8 protein-coding genes and 1 tRNA gene are annotated in these 12,793 nt (G+C 62.2%); 6 read left to right on the forward strand and 3 right to left on the reverse strand.

What is annotated here, in order from left to right; translation table 11 throughout:
• Positions 1 to 6 precede the first annotated feature (6 nt).
• The 6 genes from G7Y52_RS00180 (at position 7) to G7Y52_RS00205 (ending at position 7,369) form a co-directional block, all read left to right on the forward strand.
• On the forward strand, positions 7 to 822 hold the full coding sequence (locus G7Y52_RS00180) for an ABC transporter ATP-binding protein (RefSeq protein ID WP_165064269.1): 816 nt from the start codon (positions 7 to 9) through the stop codon (positions 820 to 822).
• Positions 823 to 825: 3 nt separating this feature from the next.
• Entirely contained in the window at positions 826 to 2,106 is a 1,281-nt protein-coding gene (locus G7Y52_RS00185) for an FtsX-like permease family protein (protein WP_165064271.1), read from the forward strand.
• Between the two features lie 94 nt (positions 2,107 to 2,200).
• The gene (locus G7Y52_RS00190) at positions 2,201 to 3,919 is read left to right on the forward strand and encodes an SUMF1/EgtB/PvdO family nonheme iron enzyme (RefSeq protein ID WP_241159535.1); all 1,719 of its coding nucleotides are present in this window, start codon (positions 2,201 to 2,203) and stop codon (positions 3,917 to 3,919) included.
• A gap of 16 nt (positions 3,920 to 3,935) precedes the next feature.
• Entirely contained in the window at positions 3,936 to 4,832 is an 897-nt protein-coding gene (locus G7Y52_RS00195) for an NAD(P)-dependent oxidoreductase (protein ID WP_241159536.1), read from the forward strand.
• Positions 4,833 to 5,187: 355 nt separating this feature from the next.
• Positions 5,188 to 7,233: an alpha-amylase family glycosyl hydrolase gene (locus G7Y52_RS00200; RefSeq protein ID WP_165064279.1), complete on the forward strand. Its 2,046-nt coding sequence runs from the start codon at positions 5,188 to 5,190 to the stop codon at positions 7,231 to 7,233.
• Between the two features lie 59 nt (positions 7,234 to 7,292).
• Positions 7,293 to 7,369 (forward strand) — tRNA-Pro (locus G7Y52_RS00205).
• Between the two features lie 168 nt (positions 7,370 to 7,537).
• Here the strand turns inward: G7Y52_RS00205 and G7Y52_RS00210 are convergent.
• The 3 genes from G7Y52_RS00210 to G7Y52_RS00220 form a co-directional block, all read right to left on the reverse strand.
• Positions 7,538 to 10,471, reverse strand: a complete 2,934-nt coding sequence (locus G7Y52_RS00210; RefSeq protein WP_165064282.1) for a molybdopterin cofactor-binding domain-containing protein — start codon at positions 10,469 to 10,471, stop codon at positions 7,538 to 7,540.
• 95 nt (positions 10,472 to 10,566) lie between these two features.
• A complete protein-coding gene (locus G7Y52_RS00215) occupies positions 10,567 to 11,871 on the reverse strand; it encodes a cytochrome c (protein ID WP_165064285.1) in 1,305 nt (434 codons plus the stop codon).
• Positions 11,868 to 12,407, reverse strand: coding sequence for a (2Fe-2S)-binding protein (locus G7Y52_RS00220; RefSeq protein WP_241159537.1), 540 nt, complete (start codon positions 12,405 to 12,407; stop codon positions 11,868 to 11,870). Before G7Y52_RS00220 ends, G7Y52_RS00215 begins: the two co-directional genes overlap by 4 nt.
• Positions 12,408 to 12,793: the final 386 nt, after the last annotated feature.

Consider the following 12,793-nt stretch of genomic DNA (forward strand, 5'->3'; position numbering starts at 1 on the left):
AAGAGTATGGAAGATTTGGTCTTTTCCCTGCGGGGAGTCAGCAAGCGCCGTCCCGGCGCGGAGGGCTTTCATCTGCGGCTGACGGCCTTTGATCTGCCGCGTGGCCGCTTGCTTGCGCTGGCCGGGCCCAGCGGCTGCGGCAAAAGCACGGCCTTGGACCTGCTGGCCTGCGTGCTCAAGCCGGATATGGCGGGGCCGGGCAGAACCGGACAGACCGTCGCCAAAGCGGATCTTTGCGCAGAGCACGCGCCGGATGCTCCGGAGGCTGCAACCCGCTTTGTCTTTTCCCCCGTGCCGGAACACAAAACAGACGTGCTGGCCGCCTGGAAAAGCGGCGACACGGACAGGCTGGCAAGCCTGCGCCTGCGCCATCTGGGCTATGTCTTGCAGACCGGCGGCCTGCTGCCCTTTCTTTCGGCGCGCGAGAATATTTTGCTGCGCTGCAAAAGCCTGGGCATTGCCGAACAACGCAGGGAAGCCATAGCCGATCTGACGGCACGGCTGGGCATCACTCACCTGCTTGCGCACTATCCGGCCACGCTTTCCGTGGGCGAACGTCAGCGCGTGGCCGTGGCCTGCGCCCTGGCCCACGGGCCCGGCGTGGTGCTGGCCGACGAGCCTACCGCCGCTCTTGACCCCCTGCACGCCCGCGCGGTGCTGGATCTCTTCGGAGAACTGGCGCGCGAGATGGGAATCAGCATGATTATGGTTACGCACAATGCGGACATGGCCCAGGCCGCGGGTTTTACTGTGGCCCGCGTGGCCGTGCAGCCCCGGGCGGACGGCATTGCAGCCCGCATCGACTATGCGGGGCAGGACTGAGCCATGCCGCGGACCCGGCTGCACGCCTGCCGTTTGGCGCTCAGGGATTATGCGCATGAAGGTCTGCTTTCGGCCTGCGCGGTTCTGGGGCTGGCCGCCGTGCTCACGCCGTTGCTGGTTCTCTACGGGGTCAAGTTCGGCGTGGTCCAGACCCTGACCGAGCGCCTGCGCGAAGACCCGGCTACTCTGGAAATTTCGCCCGTGACCAGCGGCCGGTATACTGCCGAATATCTGGCCGGTCTGGCCGCGCATCCGGATGTGGCCTTTGTGCTGCCGCGCACCCGCGCCATTGCCGCCACCATGAACCTCGGCAGCGGCCAGGGCAGGCATCTTTTGGTTTCACTGGAGCCGACAGCTCCGGGCGATCCTTTGCTGCTCCGGCACGGCGCGCAGATTCGGGACATGCCGTTGCCCGGCAAGCCTGCGGGCGCGCAGAGCGGCGCTGCCGCGCTCAGGGAACCCATCGGCGTGACGCTTTCGGCCACCGCGGCCGAAAAACTGGACGTGCGCCGGGGCGCAGTTTTGCGGGGCCGGGTGGAACGCCGCTACCAGGGCCGCACCCAAAGCGCCGAGGCAACCTTGCGGGTCATCTCTGTTCTGCCTCTGGCCGCGCAGCAAAAAGACGCAGCCTATGTTCCCCTTGCTTTGCTGGAAGCCACCGAGGATTTTCGCGACGGCCGCGCCGTGCCCGAGCTGGGCGCTCACAACGGCTGGACTGGCGAAGCGCGCCCCGCAGAGCCACGCGTGTATCCGGGTTTCAGGCTCTATGCGCGCAATCTGGACGCCGTCATGACTCTGCGCCGGGCTTTTGCCGCGCAAAATCTGGATGTCTACACCCACGCGGAAGAGATCGAGCAGGTCACCACCCTGGCCCGAGCCTTGGATCTGATTTTTGCCCTGATCTGCGCGGCCGCGGCCGCGGGCTTTCTGGCGTCCACGGCCAGCAGCGCCCTGGCCGGAGTCAAGCGCAAGGAAAGAATTTTGGGGCTCTTGCGGCTCACGGGCTTTTCCACGGGCGCGCTGATGCTCTTTCCACTGGTCCAGGCCCTGTGCACCGCCATTCTGGGCACTGCGCTGGCCTCGGGAATCTACATGGCGGCCGCAACGGTGATCAACCGTCTGTTCAGCGCGGATTTGCGCGGTCTGGAGCAAGTCTGCCGTCTCCTGCCCGAACATTTTTTGCTGGCGTTGGCGGCTGTCGTCGCGCTTTCCCTTGCGGCCGCGCTGGGCCCTGCGCTACGCGCCGCGCGCATCCAACCTTCGGAGGTAATCCGTGATGTCTGAGCCTGAACCTCCCTGGCGGAGGAAGCAGGGCCGCCGTTGCCCCCAGCCGAAACACAAAGCCGGATTTTCCGGCCCACGCCGCCGAGAGGCAGTGTTGCAATGCCTCCGGCGCGTTACTGCCCTGATCCGTTTTGAGGGTTTTGCGTTCCGCCTCCCCCTCTGCCTGCTTCTGCTGGCGGTTCTCGCGGGCTTTCCCCCTTCCCCGGCATGGGCCGCGCTCAAGGCCAAAGGCGGCGCAAGCCTGGCCGATGCCTGCAATCCCCGACCGGCGCGGGACGACATCGTGCTGCCCATGCCCTGCGGCCTTTCCATGACATTCAAGCTGGCAGCCGTGCCGTCCAGGGGCTTTCTTTGGGATATGCCCATGCGTCCCGGTGTGGACGACAGCGCCAATGCCGAGCGGGCCTTTTATGACCGGCGCTTCAATGCGGCTCTTTCCGGCCCCTTTGCCCTGGCGGATCTGCCCCCGGAATGGCAAAAGCATGCGCCGCAGGGCAAGCATTACTTTTATCTGATCGCCAAATACGAGGTCAGCAGGCTGCAATGGCGGGCCGTTATGGACGCGGCCTGCCCGGATACGCAGAATCCGCCGCCTGACGCCGCGCTGCCCGTGACGGACGTGAGCTGGTATGACGCCGTTGACTTTACCCGTCGCTACACCGCCTGGCTCTTGAAAAACGCGCCCGAAGCCCTGCCCCGCTTTGCGGGCGACAGCCGCAATGTGGGTTTCGTGCGCCTGCCTACGGAAACGGAATGGGAATATGCCGCGCGCGGCGGCCAGACCGCAGGCAGCCAGCAATTGCTGCAGGAGGATTTTTTCGCCCTGCCGCCGGGAGCCTCCAAGGCCGATTACGCGGTCTACCGGCCCGAGGGCGCGGCCCACGGCGTTGAAAGCCTGGCCCGGATCGGTTCGCGCAAGCCCAACCCCCTGGGCTTGTATGACATGGCGGGCAATGCCGCTGAAATGGCGCTGGACGCCTTTCGCTTCTCCGTGGCCGGGCGTCTGCACGGCTCGGCCGGCGGTTTTGTGCGCAAAGGCGGTTCCTTTCTTTCCGGCGCGGCTGAAATACTGCCGGGCCGCCGCGAAGAAGTGCCCTTTTTCATGGCCGACGGCCCGGCCCATGCCCGCGATCTCGGCTTCAGACCCGTCATTTCCGGGATCAACACGCCCGGCGGCAATCGCCCGCAAGAACTTCTGGCGGAATGGAACAAGGCCGGCGAGAGCATGGCCCCCGCCCTGCGGGCCGCCCGCAATCCCCTGGAAGAACTGGACCGCCTGCTTGCTCTGGCTCCCACTGCCGAAATCAAGAACAATTTGCAAAAACTGCGCGACACCATAAAGGAAAACAATATCGCCCTGGAGCGCCAAAAGCAGCTGGAAGCCCTGACCTTGTTGCGCACCGGGGTCTACATGATTGAAACCATCCGAAATTATGCCAGCCGTCGCAACAGTCTCAAGACCCAACTGGCCAGCATGGAGCGCGACGCCAAAAGCGCCAAAGGCGCGGCGCTTGAAAAACTGCGCCGAATCATGGATACTGCGCGCAGAGGGCTTGTCATGCTGGATACCAGTCTTGACAAATCCCTCGTCTTCTACCGCAGCAAGGTGGAAGACGGGGCGCAATCGACGCCGGAAACGCTGGACGCGGCCTTTGCCTCGCTGGCCAGGGACTTCAGCGGCGACGATCCCTTTAACGAGAACATGCGCCGCAATCTGGAATTATATGGGCGGCATGTGCATCTTTTTCGGAAAAACAAACCCCTGTCGCGCAAAAACCTGCAAAAAGAAATTCTGGAACGCCGCTTCCAGTAGCACAAGTGAGGTAGTTATGGCTGACAACAAGCGTCTCGGCTGGATCGGCACCGGCGTCATGGGCCTGTCCATGGCCGGGCATCTGTTGGCCGCGGGCATGCCCCTGACGGTTTACAGCCGCACCAGGGCCAAAGCCGAGCCCCTTCTTTCCAAAGGCGCGCGCTGGGCCGACAGCCCGCGCGAGGTGGCCGCGGCCTCTGATCTGGTCTTTTCCATGGTAGGCTACCCCAGAGATGTGGAAGAAGTGCTGCTGGGCGAGCAGGGCGCCTTGCGCGGGCTTGCCCCGGGCGGCATTCTTTGCGATATGACCACCTCAAGCCCGGCTCTGGCCAGGCGCATAGCCGAGGCGGCCGCTGCCCGCGGCTGCGCCGCCCTGGACGCGCCCGTGACCGGGGGCGACGTGGGAGCGCGTGAAGCCCGGCTTTCCATTTTTGTGGGCGGGGACGCAGCGGCCTTGCAACAGGCCCGGCCCTGCCTTGACGCCATGGGCCAGCGCGTGCTGCATTGCGGTCCGGCCGGTTCCGGGCAGAAAGCCAAACTGGCCAATCAGGTTGCCGTGGCCGGGGTGATGTTCAGCGTCTGCGAATCCATGCTTTTTGCCCAAGAAGCCGGTCTGGACGTGGCGCAATGGCTGGAGCTGGTGATACCCGGCGCGGCCGGCAGCGCGGCTATGGCCAGCCTGGGCCCCCGCCTCTTGCAGTGCGATTACGCGCCCGGCTTCTATATTGAGCATTTTGTCAAGGATCTGGGCCTGTGCCTTGAGGAGTGCCGTCGCATGCAACTGGTGCTGCCGGGCGTGACCCTGGCCGAAGAATTTTACCGCATGATGCAGGCCCGAGGCCAGGGCCGCCAGGGCACTCAATCCCTGATCCAATGCCTTGCGGCGCTCTCGGGCAAGGAGTGGCGCAAGTAGCGTCTGAGCATTTCCACGTTGAAAATGCCCTGACGAGCAGCGACTGCGCAGCCGTTGCGGCGGAACCGGCTTTCGCCCACAGCACCGGGGGCGGTATTGCAACCGCGCTCTGCTCCGGTCTCGCTGGCGCGTGATCCGGCGCAGGAAGAGAATGCCCGGCGCCACTGGCAGCGGTCGGAGCAAGGCAAAAAACGCGATTTTTGCCTTGTGCTCCTCACGCCGCCGCCACAGAAGAGATCTGCCGTATCCTGCCGCTCATTGCGGCCTTTGCAGCCGCCGCAATGGATATCCTTTGCCTGCTGCGCCTCTGCCCTGCTCTTGTTGGGGCAACCTCTCCCCTGCCCTGCGAGGCCCCATGTCACAGCTTATCCCCCAAAATCCCCTGGAAGACCCGGCGCTGGAAGCGTACCACGACTTTTTGCTGCGGCGCAGCCGCCGTTTTACCGAAGAGCTGGATCGCATCATCGCCCATTACGGCTCATTGCGCGCCTACGCGAATCTGCACAAAGATCTCGGCATTCACCGCGTCACCAATGCCGCCGGCCAAACCCGCTGGCGAGTGCGGGAATACCTGCCCTGCGCCGAGGCTGTCTGGCTGACCACGAATCGGCTTAACTTTCAGCGCCATGCCGACTATCGCTTTACCCGGCTTGAAAACGATATCTTTGAGCTTACGCTGCCTGAAGAAGCACTGTCTCACGGCGTCTATCTGGAACTGCGCGTGCTCAGCCGCGCTGCCCGGCCCGAGAGCGCCGGGCCGGAGAGCGCCAACCCTCCGCTGCGGCGGGTGCCCGCTTTTGCCCAATGGGTCGAGCAGGATCCGATCGTGCCTGCCCAATGGTGCGCCCGTCTCTGGGCCCCGGACACACCCTACCGTTTCAGGCACCGCCGCCCGCGCGCGCTGGTTTTTCCCCGTATCTACGAAGCCCATGTGGGCATGGCGCAGCCAGCCCTGACCCACAAGGGAGAAAGCGTGGGCAGCTACGCGGACTTCACCGGGATGATCCTGCCGCGCATCAAGGCTGACGGGTATACGGCCGTGCAGCTTATGGGCATTCTGGAGCATCCGTTATATCGCTCTTTCGGCTATCAGGTCAGCAGCTACTTTGCGCCCAGCTCCCGTTACGGCACCCCGGATCAATTCAGGGAGCTGGTGGACACCGCTCACGGCCTGGGCCTTGCCGTGATTCTGGACATCACCCATGGCCACGCCTGCCCCAATACGGAGCAGGGTCTCGCTCGCTATGACGGCAGCACATATTTCTTCAGTGAAAAATATAATCAATGGGGCACGCCTTCTTTTGACTACAGCCAGGAAATGACGCGGCGCTTTCTGCTGTCCAACTGCCGTTACTGGCTTGAGGAATACCGTGTGGACGGCTTTCGCTTTGACGCGGTGGGCAATATGCTGTACCGCGATCATGGCGTTGACGACGATTTTTCACATGTGGGCCGCTGCTTTTACGGCAAGGACGGCCTGCCGCGCGGCGACGAGCCGGGCGAGCTGTACCTTTGCCTGGCCAATGCCCTGATCCACGAGCTTGCGCCGCATTCCACAAGCATAGCCGAGGAGTTTTCCGGCATGCCCGGCCTGACCTGCCCGCCCGCGCAAGGCGGTCTGGGCTTTGACTACCGTTTTGCCATGGGCATTCCGGATTATTGGGGCAAATGCATTGAGGCCCCGCGCGACATGGGCAGCCTTTGGCATGAAATGACCAACCACCGCCCCTATGATCGCACCATCAGCTATGTGGAGTGCCACGACCAGTGCATCAACGGCGACGACGCGATGATCTGGCGGCTTCTGGGCGACGACATGTACGCCAGCATGTCCGTGTTCACAGATACCTGGAAGGTCTCGCGCGGGCTGGCCTTTTACCGTCTGATGCGGCTGATCACCCTTGCGACCGCGGACGCGGGTTACTTGAATTTCATGGGCAATGAATTCGGACACCCGGAATGGCTGGATGCGGAAGCCTACGCGCACCGCCAATGGCATCTGGCCGAGCGCGCGGATCTCAAATACGCGCAACTGGCCGCCTGGGACAAAGCTCAGTTGCGAGATCTGGTTGCCGCACATCTGGAGGACTTTCAACAGGCCCCGCTTTTCCGCTTCATCCATGAGGAAAAACGCCTGCTGGCCTTTGAGCGCGGGCGGCTGCTCTTTGCCTTTAATTTCCATGAACTCGACGCGCAACAGGATCTGGCTTTCGCCGTCACCCCGGGCAAGTATGTGGAAATGCTCTCTTCCGATGAAACGCGCTTTGCCGGGCACGGCAATCTTGTCGTTGCCCCGCGCCCTGTGGAGCACTTTACCCGCGTGCTGCCCCAGCGCCAGGAGCAGGATGTGACCCTGTACCTGCCGCCTCTCGTCGCGCTTGTGCTGCGGCGCGAAGATTGACCACGCGCCAAAAAAACCTTGACAGATCGCCTCTGCCCGCGTAGTTATTCTTTCCGCGTCGGGATGTAGCGCAGTCTGGGAGCGCACTTGAATGGGGTTCAAGGGGTCGAAGGTTCAAATCCTTTCATCCCGACCAGAAATTCCAAGTTTTTTTCACAAAGGGAACCAGCGAACGTTGGTTCCCTTTCTCGTTTTCCGGCGCTGAGAGCGTTTTGCTCATGAAATCAGCTCAACGCTCCAGGTTCCCGGAAGCATGAACGCGGGCCCCATGCTCTTCTCTCCCGCCGGAAGGCTTTGGCGCGGTTTACGAAGCCAGAGCGTTCTTGATCTTTTCCGGCGTCACGGGCAGCCGGTAAAAACGCTTGCCGGTGGCATGGGTGATCGCGTTGCCGATGGCCGCAACAATGGGGATCATCGCCAATTCCGCCATGCCTTTTGGCGGCGAGCTTTCGGACAGGGGCGCAAGATATTCGACCGTCTGATTCCAGACCGCCACATCCCTGGCTCGCGGCAGGGTGTAGCGGTTGAAGTTCCATGTGCCGTTGCCCGGCCCGTCTTCGTAAAGCGGCAATTCTTCCATCAGGGCATGGCCGATGCCCATGGCCAAACCGCCCTGCAACTGGCCGGACACGAGTTCGGGCACAATCACGCTGCCGGGGTCAAGTATATAATGGTGGCGCATAAGTTTCACCTCGCCCGTGAAGGTATTGACGTTGAGCTCCACGATGCAGCCCGCGGGCGTATAGGTCGTCACGCCGGCGTCATTGCGCTGCACCGGCGGAAACTTCACGCTGCTTCTCCTGATGAAATGATACCCGCCGTTGCTCATACGCCGCTTGAGTTTGGCGGGAGCGCCATCGCCGTACCGCACGGAGAGCGCATCCGCCGGCATTTCAACGGAACCGACGGTCGGAATGTCGAATGTGGCCGTGGCCCATTCCCAGCGGCTGAAGCAGTGCAAGGCAACCCCGGTCACCAACCCCAGCTCGTGCGCTTTTCGGGCAAGCCGCTCAAAGGGCAGGGTTTCCAGGCCGTCGCCGCCGATGCCACCCTCCACCACACGCAGCTTGTCCACAGTCATGAAGCCGCCGGCGATCTGCCCGCCGCTCGGTCCCTCGCTCCAGATGGCGCGCGCCGCGGGCCAGAGCGTGTTCTCAAACAGAAAGCGGGCCGCCTGCCGTGTGGCAAAGCCGATGAAATACGCGCTGTTGGAAGCGCTCATGGCCGGTAGCACGAACGGAACCCAGTAAGGATTCTTCTGGAGTTCATCCTGCTCTTTTTGCGTGGTTGCGTAGGGAGAGCAATTGCTGACAACCGGCAGTTCGGCGAATTTCGTGACCCCGAATTCAACGAAATCGGGCGCCTTGCCCAGCATCTCGCGGACAATGACCTGCTGCGCCGTGGTCGCGCCGCTGCCGATCTCCTGTACGCAATGGCGCATCCGCATTGTGCCGTCAGCATCGAATTGCAGCGCCAGCGCGCTGGTATCCGCGCCGGTGCCGTAATCCTTCTGCACCTGCGCGAAGCCCACGCCGTACAGTTTGCCGGGGTTGGCCTTGTCGAATGCCGCCTTGGTCTTGTGCCGGTTCACCCACAGCGGATGCTTTGCCGCGAGATCGAGAATGGCAATGTTGCGCAGTTCGCCCTGCGGCTGCGCGCCCTGGGAGTTTTCAAACCCGGCCTGCAGGGCATTGCGACGACGCAGCTCGATCTGATCCATGCCCAGCTCAGCCGCGACTTCATCGACCATCAGCTCCGTGATGCTCATTGCCTGAAGAGTCCCGTAGCCGCGCATGGACCCGGCCTCCACCGCGCGGCTTGCCAGCGCAATGGTCGCCAGATCGGATTTGGGAAAATAATAAATCGACTGCGCGGCCGTTGCGGCCACCTGCGCCACCGAGAAGGAGAAATTGGCGCGCCCGCCGCCGTTGAGATTGTAAAAGCCTTTCAGGATTTCAAACCTGCCGCTCTGACGGTCGGCCACGATGGTCACATCCATTTCGATGGAGTGGCGCTTTATGCCGAGCTGAAACTGTTCGTAGCGGTTGTTGGCCAGCCTCACCGGCAGGCCGTCGCCGTAAAAGCACGCCGCAACGGCATAGAACGGAAAGATGGAATGATCCTTGGAACCATAGCCGACCGTTGTGCCGGTCAGCAGTTTGATGGTCTTGACCGGGAAGCGCGTATTGTCCTTGACCATCACCGCGGCGGCGCGGGCGACCTCATACGGCGACTGCGTCGAAGTGATCAGGTGCAGGGTGCGCGTTTTCGCGTCATACCAGGCATTGCCGTTGTCCGGCTCCAGGGCGCTAGGGTCGATGGATTGCGAGAAACCGTGCCGCTCCAGCACCAGCTTGCTCCTGTCATGGCGCGCCGCTTCGATGGCCTTTTCGATTTCCGCGGCCGCGGCCATGCCGCGCCGCATGGGCTCATAGGTTTCGCGCGCCACCGCACGCGGATCGCGCACGCCGCCGCCGCCTCGATTTTTTCTTCTCACGCAGGCGGGCACGAAAACGCCTGTGGGACTGTCCGGCGGCCAAACCGGTTTATCGCCGTCAAAAGCGCCCCAGATAACCGCATCCTGCATGGGCGAAAACGCCGATGAGGCCGTGGGGCTGCTGCCGCCGATACGCACATAGCGTGCCGCGCCATAGTTGGGCAGAGTCTTCGGGCCGGTGACCGCGCCGTATTTCACCACTTTTGTTTCAAAGCGCAGCATGCGCCTGGCTGCCTCGTATCTGTCGAAATCGCGATATACCAGCAGGGCCACGGGATGCCCGAGCATTGGCGGGGTCTGCCCTGTGGGAACCAAAAAATTTTTGCCGTAAAACTCGACCGAAAAACCCTCAGGCTGAGGGACAGTCAGGCCGTCGCGGGCCAGATCCTCATGCAGCACAAGGCGGTCGGGCTGCAAATCGGGCCCCAGAATGCCCGGATCAACGCCTTCAAAAATCCGGTCGGCCCGCGTCGCCTTGATGAAGAAGGCGTGCGCCTGCTCCCTGGGCCAGCCGGGCAGATCGCGCGCGCGAAAGTCCAGGGCGAATTCTTTCTGTCCGGTCACCTTGCGCACGGCATCCCACCGGTAGCGCGCCTTGCCGTCCGGCGACAGCCAGCCCGGCGCGCTGGGGCCCGAATGCGCCTCCAGCGCATGCGCGGTCGGCAAGCGCCCGATCAACACGGAAATACCGGCAATGGTGCCGATTTTGATGAAATTGCGGCGCGAAATATCAATTGTCATTATCTTTCTCCTATCCGAAAACCCTGCGCGTCGAAGACGGCAAAGGTCAGGAAAAACGACGCGGCCGCCTTGCGCGGACCCCTGCGTCATTTCATTCATTTTACAGCGGTTTCCTGCGCGCTCACCTGCCCGGCTGTCACCGGCGCGGCCTGGCCGCCCCATTCCGCCCGTATCCAGCTCACAAGCTCGGCGATCCTGGCGTCATCCATGCGGTGCGCAAAGGGCGGCATGGCGTACATGCGCTCGCCATTCTTGAAGATCTGCGTGGGAATACCGTTGAGAACGACTTTGATGAGCGTCTGCGGATCGGCCATGGCCAGAGTGGCATTGTCTTTCATGGCCGGCCCCACATGGGGAATGCCCTGACCGCTCATCCCGTGGCAGTCCGCGCAGGACTCACTATAGGCCAGACGGCCTGCGGCCAGGGGCGTGCCGCTTGTCGCATCGGCTTGCGGCAGCGGCGCGGGAGGCGCTGCCGGAGCGAGCGTCCTGCCGTCCTTGCCGGTGAGCAGATAGACGGCGGTCGCCTTGACGTCCTTTGGCTCCATGGCGCTGGTCGAGAAGTGCGTGACCGTGTACATGCCGTCGAACGAGGTGCCCTGGGGGGCAATGCCTGTGGCGAGATAGGCGCTCAGCGTGGGAACATCGAAGCCGCGCTCGGCAAGCGCCGTGGCGGTAATAGCGGGAACCGCCACGCCATCCACCTCGCCGCCCTGCAAGGCGCGGGAGAATTCGACGCCCATCGTGAAGTTGCGGGGGGAATGGCAGGCGCCGCAATGCGCCAGCCCTTCGACGAGATAAGCGCCCCGGTTCCAGGCGGCGGAGCGTTGTTCATTCTGCGGCGCTTTGCGGTCCGGGAAGTTCACGAGCGCCCAGAAATTCATGAAGGAGCGCACAGGCAGCACGAATACGCCGGTATTGGCCTTGTTGGGCGCCGGCATGTCCCCAATGCTCATGTTGTAGGCATAGAGCGCGTCGATGTCCTCGGGCGTCATGATATGCGTGAAGACAAAGGGCATGGCCGGGTAGAGATTGCGGTTGCCAGGCGCAATGCCGTCCCGCATGACGCGGTGATAATCGGCGCGCGTATAGTTGCCGATGCCGTACTGTTTGTTTGGCGTGATGTTGGTCGAATACAACGTGCCGAAGGGCGTAGCTATGGCCAGGCCGCCTGCGCCCATGGGCCCTTGCGGCAGGGAGTGGCAGCCGAAGCAGTCTCCGGCCAGGGCCAGTTCGCGACCGCGCGGGACCAGCGCCCGCATCTGGTCGGGCGAAAGGCTTTGCCGCGCCTGCGGGGCCACGCTGGAGGAGCGAAACAGCCCGGCCAGAATGAGAATCGCCACCACAAGAAGCACGGCGATAACGACGAGCAGTGAATTGCGCAACGTCGTGCGTTTCATGGCCGATCCTTCGAATCGAGCACGCAGCCCGGCGTGGCAAGCGCCACGTCGCGCACGGCTTCGTAATACCGCACATAGCCCGTGCAGCGGCAAATATGGTCGTTGAGCGCCTCCTCAATGGCGCTCTCCAGTTCGTCCCGCTTGACCGGCTCGCGCTTCAGCCGATCGATGAAAGCGGTGGCGCCTGCAACAAAGCCGGAGGTGCAATAGCCGCATTGGAAGGAAAATTTTTCGATGAAAGCCTGCTGGATCGGCGTCAGTTCCGTCACCTTTCCGGCCGCGTCTGTTTTGGCCTGGCCTTCAATGGTAATGATCGTCTTGCCGTCAAAGGAATGGGCGTTGGCAATGCAGGTCCGGGTATCGACAAGGCTTCCGTCCGGCCGGACTTCCACCACCGTGCAGGCATGGCAGACGCCTTGCCCGCAGCCGAAATGCGTGCCCGTCAAATGAAGATACTGGTGTAAAAAATCGATCATCGGCATCCCGACCGGCACATTGAGCGGGCCGACCTTCTTGCCGTTGACAATCAGGCTCAATGGCTTTTTTTCGATTTGAGGAGCTCTGTTTTCATTACTCATGAGAGTGCCTTTCTATTTTTTGTATACTTGAAAATCCATAACCGTATGATTTCCTTCCGAAGACGGTTCGGCGGCCTCAATCGCAGTGATCATGGCATAGTATTCCAATGAGTTTGCCATGCGCTGCTTTTTATTCTCTCTTGAACCACCTGGCAGCGCTATGCAAAGCTCTGATGGCAATCAGACAAGATGCTGACCAGTCTCAAAATGGAATCTAGAAGCTTTTTTTAAAAATAGCAATACATATATAAAGTTATTAATAAAATAATAGGTTATCATATTATCTCCGCAGAGAAAAAGGCTGCTTTGCAGCAAGCAATGTACTGAGGGCTGACCCAAGGCCC

It is taken from the genome of Desulfovibrio sp. ZJ200 (genome assembly GCF_011039095.1).
GTDB lineage: Bacteria > Desulfobacterota > Desulfovibrionia > Desulfovibrionales > Desulfovibrionaceae > Desulfovibrio.

Bases quoted from the DNA above. Each gene is read 5' to 3' on its own strand.
- G7Y52_RS00195 (WP_241159536.1), top strand. From the start codon at position 3,936: ATGGCTGACAACAAGCGTCTCGGCTGGATCGGCACCGGCGTCATGGGC.
- G7Y52_RS00180 (WP_165064269.1), top strand. From the start codon at position 7: ATGGAAGATTTGGTCTTTTCCCTGCGGGGAGTCAGCAAGCGCCGTCCC.
- G7Y52_RS00210 (WP_165064282.1), bottom strand. From the start codon at position 10,471: ATGACAATTGATATTTCGCGCCGCAATTTCATCAAAATCGGCACCATT.
- G7Y52_RS00215 (WP_165064285.1), bottom strand. From the start codon at position 11,871: ATGAAACGCACGACGTTGCGCAATTCACTGCTCGTCGTTATCGCCGTG.
- G7Y52_RS00200 (WP_165064279.1), top strand. From the start codon at position 5,188: ATGTCACAGCTTATCCCCCAAAATCCCCTGGAAGACCCGGCGCTGGAA.
- G7Y52_RS00185 (WP_165064271.1), top strand. From the start codon at position 826: ATGCCGCGGACCCGGCTGCACGCCTGCCGTTTGGCGCTCAGGGATTAT.